Here is a 25587-nt window from a genome sequence, read left to right as displayed (position 1 = left end):
GGGCGGTTAAACGAGTATTTACAAGTTTAGACTGTTTTTACCTGACACAGATTTTTGAACGCCCTCTATTATTCATATGGATAAGGGCACAAGCGTATTGATAAACCTTTCTTAACTATACTCTCACGCCCTAATTATCATTTGTGTGATAAGCGATTATTTTCTTAAGCTGGCCTCACTCAGATTTTACTTTCAAAAATAGTTGTTAGTTAAATGCTTAACTCTAGGTTATTTGGAGTTAAGTAGTTTAGCTATTTCTAAGCTAGCAAAAATAAATGGACCAACCGCTTTAGGATCGTTGCTACTGACAGGTTCATTCATATAGTAGTCATAGCTACCATCTCGACCAAAGCCAAGCCCTGCAACAAAACAGATATTGGTCAGGCTTAAGCTGCCATCATATTCAGCTTGTATAAACTCATTAATAATTCCTTGATAGGCTGATAAAGCAATCGACTCATATTTGTCATCTATATAGCCTTTATTGAGTGCTTTAGCGTAAAAATAAGTAAACATACTAGTTGCTGACGATTCTAAATAATTACCGACTGCATCAGGTTTATTTGTAATTTGGTACCAAGTACCTGATGCATCTTGATATTTTTGAATATCTTCAGCAATTTCATGGATGATTTTGAGCATTTTGGCTCTAAGTTTAGTATTCGATTCTGGAATATGATCCATAACATCAACTGAAGCCATAGTTAACCAGCCAAAACCACGAGACCAGAATTCTTGTGATAAACCTGTTTCTTTATCTGCCCAATCGATCGATTTTGACTCGTCCCAACCGTGATAGTATAAGCCTGTTTTTGGATCTCTTAGATACTGCCTCATAATTTCAAATTCGTGTACAACTTCTGCTAATGCTTCGCCATTTTCAAACTCATTGGCGTATTCAGCTAAAAAAGGCATACCCATATAGACGCCATCTAACCAAAGTTGATACGGATAAATTTTCTTATGCCAGAAAGCTCCGTTGGATGTTCTAGGGTGTTCTTTTAATTGAACTCGTATTTGATCCGCCGCTATCTTGTATTTTTCGTCTTTAGTTCGCTTATATAAATCTAAAATGGTTACACCAGGGCGAACACGGTCTATGTTGTAAATGCTTTTTTTATAGGTTTTTATTTTGCCGTCGGTTTGTACATATGAGTCGACAATAGCTTTTGCTGCTTGTTGAAATCTTGGCTCCCCAGTTTTATCTGATAGTTGAATAAGTGCTAGAGGCACAATTCCGGTTGTATCATATTCATACTTAGAAGGCTGTTGACGTGTTTTATCAATTGCGCCATAACTATATTGATAAGCTTGTTTTCTTAGGTTGCTGTCAGCCATACGAGTCGCTAAACTAAGCGCTAAATCAGGTGTTAGGGTTTTGTTTTGGATGACAGTATCTAACGCAGTTGTTTTACGTACTCGGATTTTTCTTGTTAAACGTTCAGCTTGCTGATCTATATAGTCTTTAAATTCGGCTAACGATTTTATGCCCTCTGGCTCTTTATCCCATGCAGCAGCAAAATAGTACTCGAGTTTGTTAATTTTGCTTTTTGTCGCTATGACATAATTATGTTTATCTTGGGTTATCTTATCTATGTTTCTTTTTTGTATGAAAATCACCATGCCTAAGTTATCTTTATTGAGGCTTTGCTCTCCGTAAGATGCCATATATACCCAAGCTGAACCATTCACATTTAAGTCACCGGTAATCAATTGAGTACCTTTGTGTTTAACAAGCCCGACGGCAAACTCTTTAATTTTCTCGCTTGATTCTAGTTCAACGTGAGCCAGTCTACTGCCTGCTGTCATAGATATACGTGAGGTTAAATCTACTTTTTGTTTCGGTGTGACTTGCCATCCTTTGTAATCAAGTTGTATTAGTGAATATATGTCACCGTTTTCGACTATTTTAGAACGCCAGCTATCAACTTCTGACACTCGAATAATTTTATTGCCATCCCAATAACCATATCCGCCTATGCCAACGGATTTACCCACTTTTAGAATATCCATTCCCCAGTCATTCATTTCATGATAGCTTTGGTATCCGTCATGGCCTATGTTTTGTAATGCCAGCTCTTGCTCTGTTTTACCAAAAATATCAAAGCCGTTACGCCAATCGAGATAGAATCGATAAGCTACTTTATCCGATTCTATTCCTGTTCCCTCATAACGAATATACTCACCGTGATCTGTGTATTGTTTTGGCGGCACTAGCTCTGTGACATTTTCAAATCGCCCCCCAACGTATTTTTTACCTTGCCACTCACCACCGACTTTTCTTGAAATTTCTGCTTGAGTTCGTTTAGTTTGAACCTGTAATTTTTTATCTGAGGTTACAATTAAATCTAAGCTTTGTGCGCTAGCATATTGATTTAAGACGACTAGTTCGTCTTTTAAACCATCATTATCCGTATCTATCACCTGACTCGGAATGCTTGTGCCATTAGCGCTCACAGTCAAATTTTTTACCCTAGGGTCATATGAATTTAAGCCTAGGCTTTCTATGCTGAAGAAACTGGCTTCATCGTTTCTGGCAAAATTAGAAGGGTTTGTCAGGCTTATTTGAGCGATGAAAGGGGAGTTTATCTGAGTTTGATTAATTTCTTTGTTATTTTCAGGCTCAGTTGTTGAGCATGATGAAGTAAAAAGACTAGAGAAAAACACAAATAAAGGTAATTTAGCTACTTTTATTAAATTATGCTGATATCCATGTTTAATATGCTTCATTTAAAACCTCATGTAATCGTTAAATTAATGTGTTGTTGTTAATTAAAATACTCATAAACTGAAAGCCATTTGAATATTTTAGATTATGTATAAAATACTATATAACTATTTTAACTAACATGCTACCGGTGGCATAAAATTAAAAAAGTGTTTGTACCAAACTGTTAAAAAGGCTAACATCTTAATAACTTTTATGTCAATTGGCCCTAGCTTTGTTATTGATAGCATATGCAAGTGGTCATATTTTTTGTTTTAATTTGCCACCGGTGGCTGTTGTGTCTGTTGGTGGGTAAGTATTTAGGTATACCTATGTTTAATGCTGATTTGAATATTTTCTCGTTGTCCAACAAAGTTGCTTTGGTTACAGGTGCGAGTCGAGGTTTAGGTAGAGCAATTGCTTTGGGCTTAGCGAAAGCAGGTGCTAAAGTTATTTGTAGTAGTTCGTCAGTTTCTGGATGTGATGAAACACTTAAAGAAATAAAGGCTCTAGGTCAAGAAGCTATAAGTATCTCTGCTGATTTAAATGATTCGGACTCGGTAATAGCTTTAGCTGAAAATGCCATAAAATGGCAGGGAAGAGTCGATATCCTAGTCAATAATGGCGGCACTATCGCTAGATTTCCGGCAGTTGATTTTCCAGAAGAAGAATGGTTGAAAGTAATCAATGTTAATTTAAACTCAGCTTTTTTATTGAGCCGGCTGGTGGGTAAGCAGATGATAGCTAATCAGCAAGGTAAAATTATTAATATTGCGTCTATGCTTTCGTATTCAGGTGGTATTACTGTGCCTGCTTATACTGCAAGTAAGCATGGCATTGCGGGCGTTACTAAGGCTTTAGCAAATGAATGGGCAAGCCAAAATATTCAAGTGAACGCGATAGCGCCTGGTTATTTTAGAACCGATAACACACAAGCTTTACAGGATAACCCAGAGAGAAACTCTGATATTCAAAAACGAATTCCGTCAGGTGAATGGGGCGAGCCAGAGCAACTTGCCGGTGCTGCTGTTTTTTTAGCATCAGCGGCTAGTGATTATGTTAATGGTCATATTCTCGCTGTTGATGGCGGTTGGTTAGCAAGGTAGGTTTAGCAATGACAATACAATATACAACTCGGTATGCGATTGGTCGAGAGGAAGTAAAAACCTTTACAACAGAACAATTAAGAGCTGAATTCTTACTCGCGGATTTAATGCAGGAAGATTTAATCAATCTAGTATACACGCATTATGATCGTTACATTGTTGGCGGCGCTATTCCTAAAAATACAGCGCTGGATTTAATTTCAATTGATGCGCTTAAATCTAAATACTTTTTGGAACGTCGAGAAATTGGTTTTATTAATGTAGGCAACACTGGCACTATCACAGTAGATGGTGAGGTTTTTACATTAGAAAATAAAGAAGCATTGTATGTAGGTAAAGACGCTAAATCTGTTGTTTTAGCGAGTTTGTCTATAAATGACCCCGCTCGATTTTATATTAACTCTGCACCGGCTCATGCCCAGTACCCCACTAAAAAAGTCGGTATGGCAGATGCCAATATCCTACATATGGGTTCTAAAGAAACTTGCAATGAACGTCATATTCATCAGCTGATTATTAACGGTATTGTTGAGACCTGCCAATTACAAATGGGGATTACCTGCCTCCAGCTCGGTAGTGTTTGGAATACTATGCCAGCCCATCAGCATGATAGAAGAATGGAAACTTATTTTTATTTTGATCTAGACGATACTCAAAGTGTTTGTCACTTCATGGGTGAGCCTAAAGAAACTAGACATATATGGGTACAAAATGAGCAAGCAGTGGTTTCTCCTCCTTGGTCTATTCACAGCGGTGCTGGTACCTCAAACTATGCTTTTGTTTGGGGAATGGCGGGTGAAAACTTAGATTATGATGATATGGATAAATATGCGCCACCAGAGCTTAGATAGTTTAATGATGTTTAATTTTAGTATTGAGTTAAGAGGGGGCATACGTGATGAAATCTAAACTAATAATCTTAGTTTTATTTAGTGTAAGTTTCTTGATTGGTGGTTGCGGTAATCAAGATGACAAAGTTGTATTGCGTATGGGACATACACTAGATGTAGAGCATAGCGTGCATAAGGCTATGGAGTATATGGCAGAAAGGTTAGCGCATTATTCTAATGGCACTATGTCTTTGAAAATATACCCTAATGCGCAATTAGGGAACGAGCGTGAAATGGTTGAATTGTTGCAAATTGGCAGTTTAGCTATGACTAAGGTTTCGGCCGCTGCGATTGAAGGTTTTGTCCCTGAAATGAAAATTTACAGCATACCTTACATCTTCGAAAGCAGAGAGCACAGGTGGAATGTTCTACAAAGTGATGTTGGTAAGTCTTTATTAGCATCGACTGATTCCGCTCACCTCGTTGGTTTGGGATATTATGATTCGGGTAGCCGGAGCTTTTATATGACAGATACTAAGATCACTCAACCTGCAGATGTGGATAGTAAAAAAATTCGAGTAATGGAAAGCCCTACTGCAGTTAAAATGATTAGCGCATTTGGTGGTTCGGCTACACCTATTTCATTTGGTGAGCTTTATGCGGCGTTACAACAAGGTGTTGTTGATGGTGCTGAGAATAACCCCCCTTCTTTTTATCTTTCGCGCCATTACGAAATTTGTAAATACTATATTTTAAATGAGCACACTTCAGTGCCAGATATGTTACTTGCGAGTAAACACGTATATAAAAACTTAACACCTGAACAACAAGTCTGGTTAAAAGCCGCTGTCGACGACTCAGTTGAGTTGCAAAAAACACTTTGGTTAGCAGCCGAAGAAGAAGCGCTCAGTGCGGTTAAGAAAGCAGGGGTTGAAGTGATTTACCCAGACAAAAAACCTTTTATGCAAGCGGTTCAACCTCTGCATGATAATTTGAAAGGTACTCAAATTGGTTTATATCTTGAGTCAATTAAACGAATTGCAAGGCAAGGTGAATGATTATGATACAAGGTGTTATTAATTCTGTAGAAAAAATATTGCAGTATTTACTGATTGTATTAACAGCTGCCATAGTGATTTGTGTCAGTTGGCAAGTATTTTCACGTTATATTTTACAATCACCTAGTTCGCTTACCGAAGAGTTAGCCCGATTTTTATTGATATGGATAGGCTTGTTTGGTGCCGCTTATGCTTATAAATGTGGTTCACATTTAGGTTTAGATATATTAACAACGAGAATGAAGCCCCTACAGCAAAAATTTGCAGCTATCTTTTCTAACTTGGTTGTGTTGTTTTTTGCTGTTTACGTCATGATGGTTGGAGGAATGGCATTAGTTAACTTAACTATGGACCCCACTCAAACCTCTGCCGCGATGGAAATCAAAATGGGTTATGTCTATTCAGCTGTGCCACTGTCTGGACTCTTAATTGCTATTTTTAGCTGCGAGAAAATTATCGGTATTTTCTGTCGTCCTTTATCTCAGCTTCAAGCTGAAACTAGTGTCTTAGGAGAATAATTATGGAATATTCAGGTTTAATTTTAGTATCGGTATTTTTCTTTTTATTACTACTTAATGTCCCCATCTCTTTTAGTATTGGGGTTGCTACAGTTGTTACTATGCTTTGTAGTATTGATTTATTACCAGCAGCAACAACTATAGCTCAACGTTTAGCTGGAGGGATTAATAGTTTTGCTTTATTGGCGATTCCATTTTTTGTTTTGTCAGGGTTAATCATGGGACAAGGTGGGATTGCAAAAAGGCTGATTGAATGCGCTATGGCTTTAATTGGTATGTTGCCGGGTGGCTTAGCTTTGGTAAATGTAATGTCTTGCACTTTATTTGGTGCGATCTCTGGCTCAGCTGTTGCAGCAACAAGTGCAATTGGTAGCTTTATGATCCCGCAAATGGAGAAAAAAGGTTATGATAAAAACTTTGCTGCCGCACTGACAGGTGCCGCAGCAACAACCGGCATGTTGATTCCACCGAGTAATATCTTAATTATTTATGCAATTGCGAGTGGTGGTGTGTCTATTGCAGCCTTATTTGTTGCAGGTTATTTACCCGGTATATTAGTCGCGTTATCTTTAATGATAGTTTGTGCGGGTTATGCCAAGCTAAAAGGTTACCCTACAGAAGCTAGGTTACCTATTAATTTGGTGCTTGAAAAAATCGTTGCGGCTTTACCTAGCTTATTACTTATCATCATAGTTATAGGCGGGATAATCGGTGGGATATTTACTGCCACTGAAGCAGGCGCTATTGCGGTTATCTACTCCTTGGTTTTATCTGTGGTTGTCTATAAAGAAGTTAAAATATCCGAGTTATCAGGCATTTTACTAAAAGCGGGTGAAACAACCGCTATTGTCATGTTGTTGATAGGTGCTTCATCTGCCATGTCTTGGATACTTTCTTACGAAAATATTCCGCAAACGATTAGTGATTTTTTACTCGCTTTAAGCGATAACCCATTAGCAATTCTACTTATCATTAATTTGACTTTATTAGTGGTCGGCGCGTTTATGGATATGACACCAGCCGTCTTAATATTCACGCCTATCTTTTTACCCGTAGCGACCCATTTAGGTATGTCGCCGCTACATTTTGGTATTATGATAGTGTTGAATTTATCGATAGGTTTATGCTCTCCACCTGTTGGGTCTGTGCTATTTGTTAGTTGTGCTGTAGCTAAGACGACAATAGAGAAAATCATAAAACCTTTAATGCCTTTATATATAGCTATGTTCTGCGTACTCATGCTAGTCACTTATGTGCCTGCAATTAGCGAATTTTTGCCTAGCGTATTTGGTTTAATTAAATAGTTTTTATTGCGGGCATCATAGATGCCCGCTGCTTAAACCTTTAGCTCTTATAGGTTTAAGCTAGTCATTCCCATACCCTCACACCATTATCAAGTTTAAGATACGCCTGTAAAAAATTTTCCTCGTTTCGTTTGCCGGAGATTATTTTCAACTGCTAAATTTAAACTAAACTTTGTTATTTTTATTGATTAATTGTTTTAATCTTGTATTTTTGCTACCGGTGGCATAGAATGTGTAGTTATAAACATCGTTTGAGATAGTTTATATTTATCCAGTTGAATAAGGGCTAAAGAATGACTGATGTAACTAAAAGAAATACGCTTAAAGCGTTAAGTATAGGCGCAGCCTCATTAGGGGTTGTTAATTTATCTGCATGTTCTAATCAATTACTGATGAATTCAAGTAACTCTGATAAAGATTGGGATAAAGAAATCGCTCAAATAAAGAAAAAAATTAAAGCGCCAAGCTTCCCTGATCAAGATTTTGATATCACTGAATATGGCGGTATTGGCGATGGCAATACAGATTGTACCCAAGCATTTAAATTGGCAATCGAAGCTGCTAGCAAAGCGGGTGGCGGTCGAGTTGTTGTTCCATCTGGTGTGTTTAAAACAGGCGCGATTCATTTAGATTCAAATATTAATTTGCATATTTCCAAAGGCGCGACTGTTTCATTTTATACAGATCCAGAGCGATATAAGCCTTATGTTTTTACTCGCTGGGAAGGACTAGAGTTAATAGGTTACTCACCATTAATTTACGCTTTTAGAAAGAAAAATATTGCTATTACAGGGCAGGGTACAGTAATGGGCAATGGCTCAAAAGAGCATTGGTGGCCATGGAAAGGTAAATGGAAAAAAACAGATTGGGTGGTAAGTGACACAGTTAACCAAAAAGTAACTCGTGATGCCCTGATGAAAATGGCAGAAGAGCATGTACCAGTTGAGCAAAGAGTGTTTGAAACTAACTATCTTAGACCGCCATTTATTCAACCATACCTTTGTGAAAATGTATTGATTGAAGGTATAACTGTTAAAGACTCGCCATTTTGGTGTGTGAACCCAGTCTTATGTACTAATGTCACTGTTAGTAAAGTTCACTTAGATAGTTATGGGCCTAATTCAGATGGCTGCAACCCTGAATCTTGTAATAATGTTTTAATAGAACACTGTATTTTTGATACAGGCGATGATTGTATTGCAATAAAATCAGGCCGAAATGCAGATGGCCGTAGAGTCGATGTACCTTGTCAGAATCTGATTATTGAAAATTGTCAGATGAAAGCGGGTCATGGTGGCGTGGTTATTGGAAGTGAAATATCGGGTGGAGTGAGAAATGTTTACGCCCAAAACTGTGAAATGAGCAGTCCAGATTTAAGCCGCGGGATTAGAATTAAGACTAACTCTGTTCGTGGTGGCGTGCTAGAAAATCTTAATTATCGAGATATTAATATTGGTCAGGTGAAAGATGCGATCGTGATTAATTTCTTTTACGAGGAAGGAGATGCCGGACAGTTTAAACCTATAGTTCGTGATCTCAATATTAAAAACTTAAATTGTGAACAAGCTAGCCGAGCATTCGTAATTCGAGGCTATGATCATACGCCAATAACAGGTATTAACTTTGAAAATTTAAATTTCAAAAATGTGGCTAAAGATAGCCAATTAGAAAACATCAAGGATGTGCAGCAGAAAAATATCATGGTTAACGGCAAGTCGTTCACTATTTAATTTTGCCAAGGCTCAAAGTGTGCACTTTGAGCTAATTTTTGGTGTTAATGATGAAAAATCTAATTGTTACAATTACTCTCTTATTATTCAGTTTTGAAGCTTTTTCTTCCTCATTCACTTTAGCATTTCCTGAAGCTCAAGGTTTTGGTAAATACACTCAAGGTGGAAAAGGTGGTCAAATCTATATTGTTGATTCTTTAGCTGATGACGCTAAAAACCCAGCGATAGGCACTTTGCGACATGCCATTAAACAAAAAGGACCGAGAATTATCGTCTTTAAGGTTTCTGGTTTTATTCATTTAACTGCACCGTTAAAAATAGAGCATGATTACCTAACGATTGCAGGTCAAACCTCACCAAAAGGGATAGGCGTGAGAGGTTATCCAACCGTGATTAATGCTAACCAAGTTATTATTCGATATGTTCGATTTCGATTAGGTACAACAAAAGTAGAGGCAGACGCACTATCTGCTCGTAATGTATCAGACATTATCATAGATCATTGCTCGGTTAGTTGGGGCATAGATGAAACTGCTTCGTTCTACAATGTAAAAAGATTTACTTTCCAGCACAGCATTGTCTCTGAAAGTTTAAATAACGCTGGGCATGCTAAGGGTGTGCATGGGTATGGCGCTATTTGGGGAGGTAGTCATGCTAGTTTTCTCAACAACCTCATTATCAATCATACAAGCCGTACACCGAGGTTAAATGGTTATAGACTGAAACCAAACTATCCACAATCGGAAGATTTTGTTGAGGTTATTAATAATGTCATTTTTAACTGGAGTAAAAAAGGTGCCTATGGTGGTGAAAATGGTCGATTCAATTTGACCCATAACTTTTTTAAGCAAGGGACTAGTGGTGGACCCGAGCGCATATTTGAATTTTTTGAGATTAAAACCAAAGAAAACCTGACAAAAGCGCACATTAGCCAGAATTACTTTTACGCGAAAGAAAAATTAACTAAAGCAAATTTGTCAGGGGTTAAATTTGCCAAAAATATAGTGAGAACCGAACATTCAAGCATGCTTAGCGCATACGCGTTAAGACCTGCAGACAGCTTCAGTTGGGGAGTTTATCAGCCTGATTCGGCAATTCATGCCTATAAAAAATTAATTTTAAATAAAGAAGTGGGAGCGAATAGAAATTTTTTTGGTTTCTTTATCGATTCGATAGATCAAAGGCTGCTAAATGAAGTTGAGACAGGACAAAGTACATTCGGCAATGGGATTATAGATAAAGAACTAGATGTAATTGAAAGCTGGCCAAGCTATTTAGCTGAATTTAACTTAGCTCAAATACCAGAAGATAAAAATAATGACGGTATTTTTGATACTTGGTCTTTACCGAACAACGAGCAACAATCTAGCGAAGCTTTAATTGAACAATATATCAATCATTTAGGGGCATTTTAATGTTAAATCTAACCAAAAAATTAATGGTTATAGGTACGCTGTTACTGTCAGCTTGTAGCCAAACGGCGGATATTCAAACTCAAGCTAAGCCTGACTCAGCTACAGTCCCTAGTGTATTTATTATTGGTGATTCAACAGCCTCTTTTTATAAAGCGGATAAATACCCTAGAATGGGTTGGGGTATGGCGTTAGATAAACATCTTAAGCCAGAGATCCAAGTTTATAATAAAGCTGTTTCTGGTCGAAGTTCTAGAAGCTTTATGGGGGAAGGTTGGTTTGATAAATTTAAAAATGATATTCAGCTAGGTGACTATTTACTTATCCAATTTGGTCATAATGATCAAAAGAAAACCAACCAAAGATACACTCAGCCCTACACAAGCTATCAAGCATATCTAACCCAATACATTGAGTTTGCGCGTTCAAGAGGCGCAACGCCGGTTTTATTGACGTCAATCAATAGGTTTAAATTTGATAAAACAAAAACGAGTTTAATCCTTACTCATGGGGAATACCCAAATGCTATGCGGGCTCTAGCAAAAAAATTAAAGGTGAGCTTGATTGATTTAACTCAATTAACAGAATCTAAATTTAACCTTTTAGGTTATGACAAAACTAAAAAACTATTTTTATATTACCCCGCAGGCTTATATGACGCATATCCAGACGGTGTAGCTGATGGCACCCATTTGTCAGAGCTTGGAGCAGACTTTATCACCCAATTGATTCGGACTGAACTGGTAAAAATCGCACCTCATTTAATAAAGGAGTAATGCCGTGAACTTGGGTTTTAAAATCTATCTGAGCTTAGCACTGCTTATGCTTATATTAGTGGGCTGCCAGGCACCTTTGTTAATAAAGGGTGAGAATAAGTATGATGCAATTGTCACATTAGACGAAACTCGAACCGGAGATAATATTTTTTACTCGGTTCAAGCCGCAATTGATGCAGTACCAAGTCATTTAAAACAAGCTTATGTTATCAAACTGGAAGCGGGTCTGTATTATCAGCAAGTGACAATTAATAAAGATAATCTTATATTGCTTGGTGCAGGACAAGACAAAACAATTATTCGTTACGACTTGTATGCTGGGAAAATAAATCCAGAAACAGGTAAAAAATATAGCACTTTTTCAACTGCAACGCTAACCATTACTGGACAAAATACTTATATAGAAAACTTGACGATTGAAAATGGATTTGATTTTCCAGCTAATGAGAGGCTTGGTAAGGCAGATCCAAACTACATCAGAGGAACTCAAGCCGTTGCGCTCAAAATCGCTTCGTCTTCAAATAAAAGTGTGCTGACTAAGGTTAAGTTGAAAGGGTATCAAGATACTTTGTTTGTTGACGGAGGCCAGAGTTATTTTTACGACACTCAAATAATGGGGAATGTTGATTTTATTTTTGGTCAAGGTAATGCGTTATTTGAAAATAGTAAAATTATTTCCTTAAAGCGACACAAAAAAACCAGCACTTCAGGTTATATCACAGCGCCTAGTACACAAATATCGCAAGAGTATGGTTTAACATTTATAGATTGTGAGTTTATTCGAGAGGAAGGCCTAGCAGATCACTCTGTTTATTTAGGTCGTCCATGGCATCCTACTACCACGTTTTCGGATGGACGATATGCTGATCCCAATGCGATTGGAAAGGCCATTTACATTAATTCCCGTATGGACAGTCATATACATCAAGATGGTTGGACAAGCATGAAGGGGACAAGTCGAGACGGCACAAAAAAAACGATTTTTTATCCTAAAGATAGCCGTTTCTACGAATTCAATAGTACAGGATCAGGTGCAGCCATTAATGAAAAACGGCGTCAACTCAGCCTCGATGAGTTAAAAATCTATAGTTTAGATAAAATTTTCCCTGACTGGAAACCAAAACTTTTAAACTTATCCGTAAAATAAATTTGATATACTAAATTTGCTACCGGTGGCCTTTTGGCTAAATTGATTTGGAATAAATATGCAATTAAATAATAACACGTTAAAGAAAATGCAGCAGAACCCTGCTGAATACCCAAATTTAGACTTACCTCAATATGATAGAGAATCAACAGAGATAGGCATAGTACACATTGGCTTAGGAGCGTTTCATCGTTCTCATCAAGCTTATTATGTAGAAAAAGTTCTAAATGAATATGGCGGAAATTGGGGCATTTGCGGTGTCACTATGAGAAATAGAGAACTCGCTGAAGCTTTAAATTCACAAGATGGTTTGTACTCTATCGCTAAAATGGACATTGAGAATAGTTATCAGATTGTAGGAGCTTTAAAAGAAGTATTAGTTGCACAAGATGATTTAGCCAAGGTGTTGGCTAGGTTAGTTGCGCCAACTACCAAGATGGTTTCTATTACAGTGACAGAAAAAGGCTATTGCTTAAATGCTGATGGTCAATTAGACCTGTCGAATGACTTAATTAAACACGATTTAGAAAATTTGGCGGCACCTAAATCTAGCGTAGGTATGTTAGTCGCAAGCTTAGCGGAAAGAAAAGAACAAGGTATAGCGCCATTTACAGTTGTTGCCTGTGATAACTTGCCAGCGAATGGAAAAAAGTTAAAGCAGGCAGTTATTCAGCTAGCTAAATATTCATCTGCAGAATTAGCTGACTGGATTGAAGACTCAGTTGATTTCCCTAGTACTATGGTTGATAGCATTACACCTAAGTCAGATGATTCAGCGATTAAATTGATTAATGAGCAATTTGGCCTAGATGATAATGCGCCTGTGCAGCGAGAATCTTTCACCCAATGGGTTATTGAAGATAGCGTCAGCGGGGAAATTCCGGCGCTAGACAAGGTCGGTGTTATTTTTAGTGATAATGTTGCTGGCTTTGAACATACTAAGCTCAGAATTTTAAATGGTTTGCATTCGACATTGGCTTACATTGGTCGGTTAGCTCAGCATAATTACGTATTTGATGCGATGGAAGACGTTAAGTTAACTCGCTTTTTGTATCGTTTGGTCGATCAAGAGATCATTCCATCGATTGACGCACCGTTAGGCTTAAATTTAACTGAATATTCAAGGCAGATTATTAGCCGTTTTGAGAATCCAAAAGTCAGGTATCATCTTGAACAAATCGCTTGTGATGGTTCCATTAAGATCCCAGTTAGAACCTTTGAACCTATATTTGATAATTTACAATCAGGGCGCTTAGTGAGTGATTTATATACAGTTGTTGCAGGTTGGATTCGCTTTATTAGACTGAAACATATTAATCAAGATCAATTAAATGACCCAAGAGCTGATGAGCTGCTTAGTGTCGTTTCTGAGTTCACTGATGAGGCCGATAGAGACGTTGCTCTATTCCTTTCTGTACCTAATCTAGTGCCAGATTATCTTGCCGGAAATTCGGCCTTAATTGCAGGTGTCACTAAAGCTTATTCTGCTTTTTTAAGTGCAGGAGACCAGCCTCAACTTGCATTAGCCTAACCATATAATCCAGTCAAATTAAGCTTGAATGTGCAGTTGGTTGTTAACCGGCTGCACACTAAGCTGTGTTCAATAATTGTCCATTAGTTAGTTTATCTGAAGTCATCCTCACTGCCCCTTCACCATTTCTATTTATGTTACTCAAAAACACCTTTTCGAACAAATAAGTAATATTAATGCATTATAATATGATTGTTTTGGTGTGCTTTGTAAGAATTGTTTAAAATTTGTAAATTTTGCCGTTGACAGCGCGAAAAATTAGATGCTAGTATAATTGCTACCGGTGGCAATGTCGGGGACAGCACACAAGCCGGGCATTCAATTAACTAGGTTAGTTAATAAAAATTGAGAAATTAGCTACACAAGGGCTAGAAAAAATGAAAACTAAAAATAAATTTAACTACAGTAAATTATTCACATGCATGCTTTTAAGTGGTTCGTATGCAATCTCAAATACTGCAATCGCCGCGGACGATGCAGCAGCAGAAACGGAAACAATTGAAATAACAGGTTTTAGAAGCAGTTTGAATGCTGCTTTAATGTCAAAACGTGATGCGGTGGGATCACGCGATGTTATTCTTGCCGAAGATATTGGTAAATTCCCTGATTTAAACGTTGCAGATTCTCTAGCTCGTGTGCCTGGTATCTCAATGGAAGAAGACGGTGGTGAAGGCCGCCAAATTACAATCCGAGGCTTAGGCTCTCGATTTGTTAAAACAACAATAAATGGTATGGAATCAGCTTCAGCTGGCTCAGGTTCTGACGCTGGTGGTGGTTCTAACAAATCTAGAGCATTTGACTTTAATGTGTTCGCCTCAGAATTATTTACTGAAGTTACCGTTGATAAATCGCCTTCTGCAGAGCTAGAAGATGGCGGTATAGGTGGTAATGTAAATTTACAAGCGGCGAAACCTTTTCAATATCAAGGTACTAAAATCGCATACAATGTAAATGCGAGATATAACGATATTGCTGCAGAAACAACTCCTCGTGTTTCTTTTATGGCCAGTAAAAACTTTGATAACAAATTCGGTATTTTAGGTTCAGTTTCGTACTCTAAAGGTGTCGTCCAATCAGAAGGTTCAACTTCTGTGCGTTGGACTGTACTAAACCCTCATCACAATGGTGTAAAGGGCGATACTGATGCTTATGGCGATCCTAATCTATTAATCGAGCCACCAAAAACGGTTTTAGATGGCGAGAAAAATGGTATTTATAATGACGACTATTTAAATGGTAAATACATACCACGTATTCCGCGTTATTCAATTTATAGCCAAGAAAAATCACGTTTAGGTATCACAGGTGCTCTACAGTATGCGCCAACTGAAGACTTAACTATGGGACTTGATTGGTTGCATGCTAAGTTAGAAACCGATGTTAACGAATACCAATATTCAGTTTTGATGCGTGACAACAAAGGCACTTCACCCGCTATTTATCCTGAAAACTTAGTACATGATGCAAATGGTAATATAGTCGCTGGTGCTTTCTCTAATGCGCCAATTCGTTCAGAAGCTAGAAAAGACAATTCAGAATCAACGTTTAACCAACTTTCGTTTAATTCGGATTGGTATATTACCGATAGATTAAGAATGAAATTTTTAGTGGGTGCGGGAACATCTGAACTAGATGTTCCTTACCAAAATACTTTTGCGATAGATGCGAATAATTCAGTGGTTGCTTATAGCTATGATAGCTCTGTTGATCCTATGGACTTGATTAATAACCAAGGCAACATGACAACAACGGGATCTATGAATACAGATATGCCAGCATTTGCATTTATCCCTGCACAACCTCAGTTTGAACATGGCAGTTACTCTGGCGGCAACTACACATTAGAGCAATCTAAAAACGCTATGTCAGATGGTAATAATTACGATGTGGCTTTAACTAGAACCGCAAGCCAAACTATTGAAAGTGAAAATTCTTCACTTAAATTAGACTTTGCGTATGAGCTGACAGATGAAGTAACTTTGAAGTGGGGCTATAACTCGCGTTCATTTGAAACAGAGCAACATTACTATAGAAACTATTACAAGCGATTAAAAGTAACTGATACTACAGATGACGCATATAAAGCGCCAAATGACCCGAAAGCTAGTACAACGGGTAACCGAGCTGAAACATGGGCCGTGGATCATTTTGATGAATATGCTGGTATTAGTTTAGATGGGTCAAAATTTGCGACTACATTAGACAAATTAGGTATAGAGTTTGGTAACTCTGTATCTGTCCCTGCTAGCTCGGCAATTACCCAATCAACTTGGTTAGCTGCTGACTTTGATAAAATGATGGCCGCATTTGGCAATCAAGAGTTTATGCAGCGTAGAGAACGTTTTGACCAAACTTATAAACTCAAAGAAGAAGTTGATGCACTTTACTTTCAAACTGATTTTAACGGCGAAGTCGCAGGTTTTGATGTTAGAGCAAATATCGGCTTTAGATATTTAGATAACAAGAACACATCTTCTATTGCAAATAAAGACCATTATAATAAGAATACTTTACTTGCTTACTGGGGTGAGGGCGCAAACTATGCTAGTGGTTACGGCTGGGTAACTACTGTCAGTGAGAGTAACAATTTTTTACCATCGTTAAATATTGCAGTTGATTTAACTGAGGATTTAGTTGGTCGGTTCAGTGCTTCTAAAGCGATTACTCGTCCTGCATTAAAAGATCTAGCTTCTTCTGTATCCATTAGTGAACCTTCTATTAGCTCTGAAACTGGCGAAGAAAGCGCAGGTTCAATCAAAGTGGGAGCAGGACCAAGCTTAAAGCCATATGAAGCAACTCAATTCGATATAGGTTTAGAGTGGTACTTTGATGCTGAAGCGCTTCTAGGTGCTGTTGTGTTTTATAAAGATATTTCTGGTTTAACTAAACAAACAGAAAACACCACACTTGAACGTAGTTTCTTGGAAAACTTAAATGTTGATGTTGATGGTAATAGTTTGATTCAAGACGACACTATTTGGTCTGTACAGAGTCTTAAGAATACGCCAGCTGAAGGTATGTGGGGCTATGAGTTAATTTACCAACAACCATTTACTTTTTTACCTGGTCCATTTGATGGGTTTGGTATATCAGCTAACTATACTTATATTGATTATACTCGAGATGTTGAAGATCCGTTTACGAATGAAATCCTTAATTTAGTTGAAGAAGAAACCTCTAAGAACACGATAAATACAACCTTATATTATGAAGGGGATGATTTTAGTGCTCGAGTTTCTTATAACTTCCGTGAAGGTTATAACAAAGAGTATCGAAATGAATATAAAGACGAAGGTACATTTGTTCGTGGTTATGACGACAAAGGCGTTTGGAAATTTTCTTCACGCTATAAGTTGAGTAATGACATGTCAGTATCTTTTGAGGTTATTAACTTAACCAATTCGGAGAAGAAACAATGGGGTAACATTTACAATAAACAGCCGATGGAATACTTTGTAAATGGCCGTCAATTCTTATTAGGATTACGCGGCACTTTATAACGCCACATTTATTTATTGTATATAAAACGCTCCGTAAGGAGCGTTTTATTTTTAAGCTATATTTACGCGTTTATCCAGACTAATTTGTTTTATGGTATGAACTAGCGTCAAGGAAGGATATATAGATTCATAATTATTTCGAATTAAGATGATATTTAGGTAGGTTGTAATGAAGCATTTCAAAATTGTTTGGTTGTTGTTACTTATTTTTTTCAGTCCATTGGCCTTTACTCAAAAAATTACGCTAGCAAAAACTGATGCGATAAAAGACAAGTATCATGTTGCTTTGATTAAATTTTTATTAGCGGATGAAGAAGACGTTGAGTTTGATGTCTACCCTAAGTCTATTTCCTATAGTAGGCAAATCAATGAGATAGAAAATGGTAATTTATCTATCGCAGCGTTCGGCACTAGTGAATCACTAGAAAAGCAGTTATTACCCATTAGAATTCCTATTCTAAAAGGCCTATTAGGCCATAGAATTTTTATTATTCGTCAAGGCGACCAAGCACGATTCGATCATATCGATTCATTTTCAGAATTAAAAAAGTTTAAAGCAGGCCAAGGTCGAACTTGGGCTGATACTCAAATTTTAAAGGGCGCTGGTATACCAACAGTAACTTCCGTAAAGTATAAAAATTTATTTCACATGCTAGACGGTTCAAGATTTGATTACTTCCCTAGAGCGGTACATGAACCCTTTGCTGAAATCGCAAGTAACTCTGATTTGCCACTCGCATTAGAGCAAAACATTATGCTTGTTTACCCGCTGGCTATGTACTTATTTGTTTCACCCGATAATCAAGCATTGGCAGATCTCATTTTGACAAATTTTGAAGAAAAAATAGCCGATGGTAGTTTTGATCAGTTTTTCTTTGAGTATCCTCTAATTCAAGACGTATTGAATAAAGTTAATGTAAAACAAAGAAAGGTGATTAGAATTTCAAACAACACTTTATCTAGCGAAACACCTCTGGATAGGGAAGAGCTCTGGTTTAGCGTTGATCAAATGTAGTTGACCTTAGTGCTCTAATACTCGGATATTGAGATTCGAGCCTTAGGGCGTGTGAATTTGTTTATAATTTTTTCTTAGCTCAAATTATAAACAAAGATAAACACGCGCTAGCGTTTTTGCCTGCTATTATTTTTTCAAGCAGTCAGTGGTTGAATCCCTAACTACAACTTTGGGATGGACAGTACAATTTTCGTTGATAATTTCAGCTGAGCCTTTTTCTATTGTGGCAATGAGCTTCCTGGCTGCAGAAAAAGCCATGTCTTTAACAGGCCGACGAACGGTTGTGAGCGCAGGGATAATTCTTGAAGCAAGTAAGTTATCATCGAAACCACAAATTGAAATATCTTCTGGTACTTTTAGCCCTAAGGTTACGGCTGTTTTAAGTGCACCTGCGGCCATTTCATCGTTATTGGCAAATATAGCGCTGGGTGGCTCTGGTAATTTTAATAACACTTCGGCTAATTCAGTACCTGCTTGATAGGTATTGAGTCCTTCAATGATATAGTCTTTATTTAACTTTATGTTTTTTGAGTCTAATGCTGCTTTAAAACCGTGGTAACGCTCCCGAGAAGAACGATAAACTTTAGGGCCAGTTATCATGGCAATTTTTTTATGGTTCAATTCGATTAAATATTCAGTCATGTCAAACGCAGCTTGTTTGTCGTCAGACATGACAAAGTTATGTGGGCTTTCTTCTGAACCTGAAACCAGGCGAATATAAGGCAATTTAGCTTCGTCTAAAGCTTGGCCAAGTTCATCTACTTCAGACGCAGGCGGTAAAATCAGTAATCCATCAAGTTTAGAGCGTTTAACAAAGTGCTGCACTTCTTCAATAAAGTGTTCGCTTTTATATTCACACGGATGTACGACTAATTCATAACCCAACTTAGTGCAGTAAGAAAGTACACCTCTTTGAACTTCATCAATATATAGAGCATCAGGGTTATCATAAACTAAGCCTATTAAATAAGATCGACTCGAAGCTAGACCTCTTGCTTGTTTATCAGGGACAAAACCATGTTCGGCAATTAATTTTTCAATAAGTTCTTTGGTTTTTTCGCCTACTTTATCTGAATGGTTAATCACGCGAGAAACAGTTCTTTTTGATACTCCTGCAAATCTGGCTATGTCATTTATCGTTATTTTTGGGCTGTTCATTAGGGCATTTCTTTCCATTTATCGATTAAAGTATTTAACCTTCAGTATTTAATGTTGTTGACGAGAATTTGTTAAATTCACTGACTCAAAATCCAATTTCTAACTACTTACCATATAGCCACTATTTTACTGAAAAAATAACATTTGTCGTAAAGTATTTGACAATGCTACCGGTGGCATTAAAATGGAGGCTAATATTGATACATTACAGCTTGGTTATAAAAATGTTAATTTCTACTTCGTCAATATATTGAAGCAGAAATTTTAATATTATCAAGCAGTAAAGTCATATTTTATTATTTTTCTGGGGTGTTTGTTGATGATTTATGTTGTTATGGGTGTCAGTGGTTGCGGTAAATCTTCTATTGGTCAGTTACTTTCGGCTGAGCTAGGAGTTCCATTTTATGATGGTGATGACTTTCACTCGCCAGAGAATGTCGCAAAAATGAGTAACTCAATTCCGCTAACAGATGAAGATAGGTTCCCATGGCTACAATCTTTGGCTGAAGCTATGGTTAATTGGAATCAAACAGGCGGAGCTGTCTTAGCTTGTTCTGCTTTGAAGCAAAAATATAGAGATATTCTAGCTTCAACATTAGCAGAACAAGTCAGATTTGTTTACCTAAAGGGCTCTCAAGCATTAATTGGCGAAAGGTTAGGTGCTCGTAAAGGTCACTTTATGAGCAATGATTTATTAACGAGCCAGTTTGAAACTTTGGAAGAGCCAGATAATGCGATTCAGGTGTCAATTGCCTCAAACCCCAACGAGATTGTTTCCAATATTTTACAGAGTATTTGTATGCCATATCCAATTCATAAAGTCGATACAGAGCAAACTATTTCAGACAAACAGCTAGAAAATATATTAGATCAATTTATCGAAATTAAAGCTAAAAGTGCAAAACGTATTTTGATTTTACCGCCAGATATTACGCGATTTTATTCTAAGGCAGGCTTTATTTCTGCTTATTTATATCAGCAACTGAAAGATAAAGCAGAGATTTATTTTTTACCTGCTTTAGGTACGCATGATCCTATGTCTGACAGTGAAATCGACGCTATGTTTGGCCCAGATATACCTAAATCGCTCTTTTTACCACATAAATGGCGGACTGATGTTAAAAAATTTGGCGAGATAACTAGTGAAAGAATGCTTGAGCTATCCGAAGGTAAACTGGATTACACTATGGATGTTGCTGCGAATAAGTTATTAGATGAAGGCAATTGGGATTTAATCGTTTCTGTTGGGCAAATCGTCCCGCATGAAGTAATAGGGATGGCGAATTACACTAAGAATATACTGGTTGGGACAGGTGGTTCAGATACCATACATAAATCTCACTTTTTAGGCGCTGTGTATGGTATGGAAAGAATAATGGGCCGAATTCAAACACCTGTTCGCAAAGCGTTAAATGAAGGTTACGACCAGTATTTAAGCCACTTTCCAATCGAATTTATTTTGACTGTGTTGGGTAAAAAAGATGATGAGCTTAAGTTACAAGGTGTTTTTTGCGGAGCTGGCGAAGATACGTACACAGAGGCCTGCAAATTAAGTCAAAAGCTTAATCTGAACCTATTAGAAAAGCCAATAAAGAAAGCCGTGGTCTACCTCGAACCATCAGAATTTAAAACAACTTGGCTTGGAAACAAAGCGATTTACCGCACTAGGATGGCGATGGCTGATAAAGGCGAATTAATTATACTTGCGCCTGCGCTTCATCGTTTCGGGGAAGATATGGAAATTGATGGCTTGATTCGTAAATTTGGCTATAAAACAACAGATGAAACACTCCAAGCGGTTAAGTCTGACGAGCAACTCGCGAATAATTTATCTGCTGCAGCTCATTTAATTCATGGTACTGCTGATGATAGATTTAATATTACCTACTGCCCAGGCGATGGGGTAACTAAAGCAGAAATAGAGTCCGTAAATTATAAATACGCCCACTATGATGAAATGATTCAAAAATACCCAATTGATAAGCTCGCTAATGGCTGGAATATTATGCCTGATGGTGAAGAAATTTTTTATGTCAGTAATCCAGCTTTAGGTTTATGGTCAACCAAAGCCGGTTTTAAAGAAGATTAATCTTGCCGCTTAGGTTAGTAATTAAGCATCAAGCTGTCGTTAGCGAACTAGATTTAGGTATTAGATGAATATCCAAGCAAAGTTAAATAGATTAATCGGGATACTGAAGCGATATCCCAAATTGACCATTGCTGTCAGTGGCGGCGTGGATAGTATGCTACTGAGCTATGTCGCAAACCAAATTGAAACACTACAAGTGACAGTTGCTCATGCATGGTCATATGCTGTTCCTAAGCAAGCATATGACAGAGTCCTGTTATATGCTAAGCAGTATGATTGGGACTTACGTTTACTAGATGCAGGGGAATTAGCCGATCCTAAGTATGTCAAAAATCCTGTTGATAGGTGTTATTTTTGTAAATCTAATTTGTATCAAAGAATTGGCTCTGAAACTCAGGGTGTGATCGCATCTGGTACTAATTTAGATGATTTATCCGATTTTCGGCCTGGTTTGGCTGCTGCTAAAGAGAATTTAGTCGTACATCCTTATGTTGAAGCAGACATTAGCAAGGCAGATATATATAAAATAGCCAATCTATTGAACCTAAAGGATTTAGAGACTTTACCTGCGCAGCCTTGTTTAGCTAGTCGAGTTGAGACTGGTATTCAAATAGATGCGAATGACTTAATTTTTATCGATTTAGTTGAGTCTGATGCCAAGGCCGCTCTGAGAAATATCACTGATGTACGTTGCCGCATTACACATCAAGGGGTTTATTTAGAGTTATCTCAGATCCCTTCTGAACATGTTCAGGCGCAATTATCCGCTAAATTAGCGCGTTTATGCCAAGCTCATCAAAAGTTTTTTTCTGGTATTCGTTTGTACCAAAAAGGGGCCGCGTTTATTAAGGATACACCTTATTATGCAGCAGTATAATTGGGATATAAATCGGGCAGACAGAACCGGTGTACCTGAAGCTGTATTATGTAGTTCAAAGTCTGTTCAGCAAATAGTTGAGATTATTGATTTATCGATTACAGAATCTAGACGTATTTTGTTAACTCGCTTAGCTAAAGAAAAATTCGATCAAATACCGAGTTTGATTCAGCAAAGATTGGATTATTGCAGCCAATCAGCAACGGCGATTTTAGATAAAGTTGAATTTTTAGATAACGAGCACAAACGGGTCGTGATTGTTACCGCTGGTACATCTGATATGGCTGTGGCTAAAGAGGTGGCAAGAACACTTGAGTTCAGCAGTATTCCTGCTGATATTATTTGCGATGTTGGCGTTGCAGGCTTGTGGCGTTTGTTGGATCGCATACACGAAATTAATACTTATCCTATCGTTATTGCTTGTGCTGGGATGGAAGGTGCAATATTTAGTGTATTAGCGGGTTTAATTAATACGCCTTTAATTGCGGTTCCAATTTCTGTTGGCTATGGCGTTTCTAATAAAGGCAAAACAGCACTTGAAAGCGCATTAGCAAGCTGTGCCCCAGGTGTGCTCACAGTCAATATTGACAATGGTTTTGGTGCAGCCTGTGCGGCAATTAAAATGTACAATATGTTTGATAAATTAAGGGGCAATCAATATGGATAATACAATCATTTCATTAATTTGGTTGGGTATTAGTATAGGCATTGTCCATGCTTTTGATGCTGACCATGTCATGGCGATGACAGCTTTTGTTTCGGATAAATTAAAATGGCGAAAAGTTGCCATGTATTGTTTTAAATGGGGCATTGGACATGGCTTGGTTCTACTAATCCTAGGCAGCTTGTTAGTCGTATTTCAGATCCAGTTAGCTGACGTATGGAGCCAAACCGCTGAAACCTTAGTTGGGGTATTACTGATAGTATTAGGTATTAGCTTACTTAGACGGATAAGGAAGCAAAAATTAAAACTTATCAGGCACAGTCACGGTGAAACAACTCATACCCATTTAGTGTTGGCAGACGAAATTAACCGAACGGGTAATAAATTGCCCCGACTGAAGCATGAACATCAACCGCTGTTTGTTGGTGTTTTACATGGTTTAGCTGGCAGTGCTCCTGTTTTAGCTATACTCCCTGCCATGATGTCACAAACTAAAATATCAGGTATTTTTTACTTATTTGCCTTTTCTTTAGGCTGTTTAATTGGCATGTCTGTATTTGGTGTTCTGGTTGGACATATGCAAAATAAAGTATTAGAAATTAGCACAAAACTCTTTGATATATTTAGATTTTTAATTGCCTTTACGTCAATAAGTCTGGGCGGATATTGGTTGGTTAATTAACTGGTTTAATAATAAATGCTAATTAAGTGTAAAATTTTAATTGACATTGCCACCGGTGGCAATGTTTACTATAGGTAAATGTAGATAAGTTTATTCAACGATGAATGATGAGAGGTCATATTATGAAAGTCATAGAGAAATTTACAATTGGTGTGGGTGATCGTTTTGGTCATCAAGCAGAAGCACAATTACAAGCCATGATTAATGCGAAAGAAGAGTTAGGTATTGAAGTGTTTCCTGTATGGAATAAGTCTAATCGTGAGCACGAGATCATAGGTACTGAGCCACAAAGTTTAAGAGACCAAGCAGATGCAGCAGTACAAGTAAAAAATTGGCCAAATGCATATTATGTGGATGCTGATCATATTCAGTTTGCTAATGTTGATCGTTTTATTTCTTGTAGTGACTTCTTCACCTTGGATGTTGCTGAGCAAATTGGTTTAGCTGCCCCTGATGCTGATATTCAAGCTTTTATTAAAGCGAATGAAAAATATATAGGCGAATTAGTCATCCCTGGCATAGATCAAGCTTTCCAAGTTACAGCAGAAACAATTGAAGAAATTGCGAAAGAGTTTTTAGGCGCAGTTAAGTTAGCGGGTAAAATTTTTAGAAAAGTTTCTGATATCAAGCAGACGGATTTCGTTACCGAAGTCTCTATGGATGAGTGTGAAGATCCTCAAACACCTTTACAACTTTTCTTTATTTTAAGCGCAATTGCGACAGAAGGAATTCCAGCACAAACAATCGCGCCTAAATTTACAGGCCGATTTAATAAAGGCGTTGATTACGTAGGCGATGTTGAACAGTTTGATAAAGAGTTTGATCAAGACTTAGCTGTGATCTCTTTTGCTATTATTGAATTTGGTTTACCTGAAACTTTAAAACTTAGCGTTCATTCTGGTTCGGATAAATTTTCAATTTATTCATCGATTGGAAAGAATTTGAAAAAGCATAATGCGGGTATTCATTTAAAAACAGCGGGTACAACTTGGTTAGAAGAGCTGATTGGTTTAGCTGAAGCAGGTGGTGAAGGTTTAGTGATTGCCAAAGAGGTATACGCAAAATCTATGGCTAAATATGAAGAGTTGTGTGCGCCATATGCAACCGTTATTGATATTGATACAGCTGGCTTACCAGCTGTTGACGTAGTCAATCAGTGGAGTAGTGATCAATATGTTAACGCATTACGTCATGATTTAGACCACCCAGAATATAACCCAAATGTAAGACAGTTATTGCATGTGGGTTATAAAGTAGCAGCTCAAATGGGCGAGCGTTATTTACAAGCATTGAAAGACAACAAAGCCATCATAGACAAAAATGTCACGCTGAACATATATGAGCGTCACATTAAGCGAATCTTTGCTTAATACACTAAAGCTTAGTACTTCAAAAGACGCAAATCAGTAAGCTAGCTTTCGCTAGCTTACTTCACCTTTCACCTCGGTTTATTGTTTACCAAATTAAAACAAGAGATTTCTGA

19 protein-coding genes are annotated in these 25587 nt (G+C 37.5%); 17 read left to right on the top strand and 2 right to left on the bottom strand.

Annotated features, from left to right (window positions below; translation table 11 throughout):
* Positions 1-228: 228 nt before the first annotated feature.
* Positions 229-2730, bottom strand: coding sequence for a glycoside hydrolase family 88 protein (locus XM47_RS18020; RefSeq protein WP_077066613.1), 2502 nt, complete (start codon positions 2728-2730; stop codon positions 229-231).
* 309 nt (positions 2731-3039) lie between these two features.
* Here XM47_RS18020 and kduD point away from each other — a divergent pair, with 309 nt between their 5' ends.
* The 12 genes from kduD (at position 3040) to XM47_RS17960 (ending at position 18634) form a co-directional block, all read left to right on the top strand.
* A complete protein-coding gene (gene kduD / locus XM47_RS18015) occupies positions 3040-3813 on the top strand; it encodes a 2-dehydro-3-deoxy-D-gluconate 5-dehydrogenase KduD (RefSeq protein ID WP_048695716.1) in 774 nt (257 codons plus the stop codon).
* A gap of 8 nt (positions 3814-3821) precedes the next feature.
* Positions 3822-4664, top strand: a complete 843-nt coding sequence (gene kduI, locus XM47_RS18010) for a 5-dehydro-4-deoxy-D-glucuronate isomerase (protein ID WP_048695713.1) — start codon at positions 3822-3824, stop codon at positions 4662-4664.
* Positions 4665-4711: 47 nt separating this feature from the next.
* A complete protein-coding gene (locus XM47_RS18005) occupies positions 4712-5701 on the top strand; it encodes a TRAP transporter substrate-binding protein (protein ID WP_048695711.1) in 990 nt (329 codons plus the stop codon).
* Positions 5698-6219, top strand: coding sequence for a TRAP transporter small permease (locus tag XM47_RS18000; RefSeq protein WP_342669150.1), 522 nt, complete (start codon positions 5698-5700; stop codon positions 6217-6219). The genes XM47_RS18005 and XM47_RS18000 overlap by 4 nt, the downstream gene beginning before the upstream one ends.
* A 2-nt stretch (positions 6220-6221) precedes the next feature.
* The gene (locus tag XM47_RS17995) at positions 6222-7523 is read left to right on the top strand and encodes a TRAP transporter large permease (protein ID WP_048695708.1); all 1302 of its coding nucleotides are present in this window, start codon (positions 6222-6224) and stop codon (positions 7521-7523) included.
* 293 nt (positions 7524-7816) lie between these two features.
* A complete protein-coding gene (locus XM47_RS17990; protein ID WP_048695706.1) occupies positions 7817-9253 on the top strand; it encodes a glycoside hydrolase family 28 protein in 1437 nt (478 codons plus the stop codon).
* Between the two features lie 50 nt (positions 9254-9303).
* Positions 9304-10668 carry a pectate lyase family protein gene (locus XM47_RS17985; RefSeq protein WP_048695702.1) on the top strand — a complete coding sequence of 455 codons (1365 nt, stop codon included), beginning with the start codon at positions 9304-9306 and terminating at the stop codon, positions 10666-10668.
* The gene (locus tag XM47_RS17980; protein ID WP_048695700.1) at positions 10668-11441 is read left to right on the top strand and encodes a rhamnogalacturonan acetylesterase; all 774 of its coding nucleotides are present in this window, start codon (positions 10668-10670) and stop codon (positions 11439-11441) included. The genes XM47_RS17985 and XM47_RS17980 overlap by 1 nt, the downstream gene beginning before the upstream one ends.
* Positions 11442-11487: 46 nt before the next feature.
* Positions 11488-12588, top strand: coding sequence for a pectinesterase family protein (locus XM47_RS17975; protein ID WP_078061962.1), 1101 nt, complete (start codon positions 11488-11490; stop codon positions 12586-12588).
* Positions 12589-12646: 58 nt separating this feature from the next.
* Positions 12647-14119: a mannitol dehydrogenase family protein gene (locus XM47_RS17970; protein ID WP_053084621.1), complete on the top strand. Its 1473-nt coding sequence runs from the start codon at positions 12647-12649 to the stop codon at positions 14117-14119.
* Positions 14120-14496: 377 nt separating this feature from the next.
* Positions 14497-17619 (top strand): TonB-dependent receptor, encoded by a 3123-nt coding sequence (locus XM47_RS17965; RefSeq protein WP_048695697.1) that lies wholly within the window; start codon positions 14497-14499, stop codon positions 17617-17619.
* Positions 17620-17788: 169 nt separating this feature from the next.
* The gene (locus XM47_RS17960; RefSeq protein ID WP_053084617.1) at positions 17789-18634 is read left to right on the top strand and encodes a diguanylate cyclase; all 846 of its coding nucleotides are present in this window, start codon (positions 17789-17791) and stop codon (positions 18632-18634) included.
* 126 nt (positions 18635-18760) lie between these two features.
* On the opposite strand, the gene XM47_RS17955 is transcribed toward XM47_RS17960, so the two are convergent.
* Positions 18761-19792 (bottom strand): LacI family DNA-binding transcriptional regulator, encoded by a 1032-nt coding sequence (locus XM47_RS17955; RefSeq protein ID WP_048695721.1) that lies wholly within the window; start codon positions 19790-19792, stop codon positions 18761-18763.
* A 319-nt stretch (positions 19793-20111) separates the two neighbouring features.
* On the opposite strand from XM47_RS17955, the gene XM47_RS17950 reads away from it, so the two are divergent.
* The 5 genes from XM47_RS17950 (at position 20112) to XM47_RS17930 (ending at position 25474) form a co-directional block, all read left to right on the top strand.
* Positions 20112-21881: a nickel-dependent putative hexonate epimerase gene (locus XM47_RS17950; RefSeq protein WP_078061961.1), complete on the top strand. Its 1770-nt coding sequence runs from the start codon at positions 20112-20114 to the stop codon at positions 21879-21881.
* A gap of 64 nt (positions 21882-21945) precedes the next feature.
* The gene (gene larE / locus XM47_RS17945; protein WP_048695695.1) at positions 21946-22758 is read left to right on the top strand and encodes an ATP-dependent sacrificial sulfur transferase LarE; all 813 of its coding nucleotides are present in this window, start codon (positions 21946-21948) and stop codon (positions 22756-22758) included.
* Positions 22745-23425, top strand: a complete 681-nt coding sequence (gene larB, locus XM47_RS17940; RefSeq protein ID WP_048695692.1) for a nickel pincer cofactor biosynthesis protein LarB — start codon at positions 22745-22747, stop codon at positions 23423-23425. Before larE ends, larB begins: the two co-directional genes overlap by 14 nt.
* Positions 23418-24104, top strand: coding sequence for an urease accessory protein UreH domain-containing protein (locus XM47_RS17935; protein WP_048695689.1), 687 nt, complete (start codon positions 23418-23420; stop codon positions 24102-24104). The genes larB and XM47_RS17935 overlap by 8 nt, the downstream gene beginning before the upstream one ends.
* A gap of 122 nt (positions 24105-24226) precedes the next feature.
* Positions 24227-25474 (top strand): tagaturonate epimerase family protein, encoded by a 1248-nt coding sequence (locus XM47_RS17930; protein ID WP_048695686.1) that lies wholly within the window; start codon positions 24227-24229, stop codon positions 25472-25474.
* Positions 25475-25587: the final 113 nt, after the last annotated feature.

It is taken from the genome of Catenovulum maritimum (genome assembly GCF_001050375.1).
In the GTDB taxonomy this organism is placed as follows: domain Bacteria; phylum Pseudomonadota; class Gammaproteobacteria; order Enterobacterales; family Alteromonadaceae; genus Catenovulum; species Catenovulum maritimum.
Note: the sequence above shows the minus strand (reverse complement) of the source record. Positions and strands in the feature narration are given on the sequence as shown.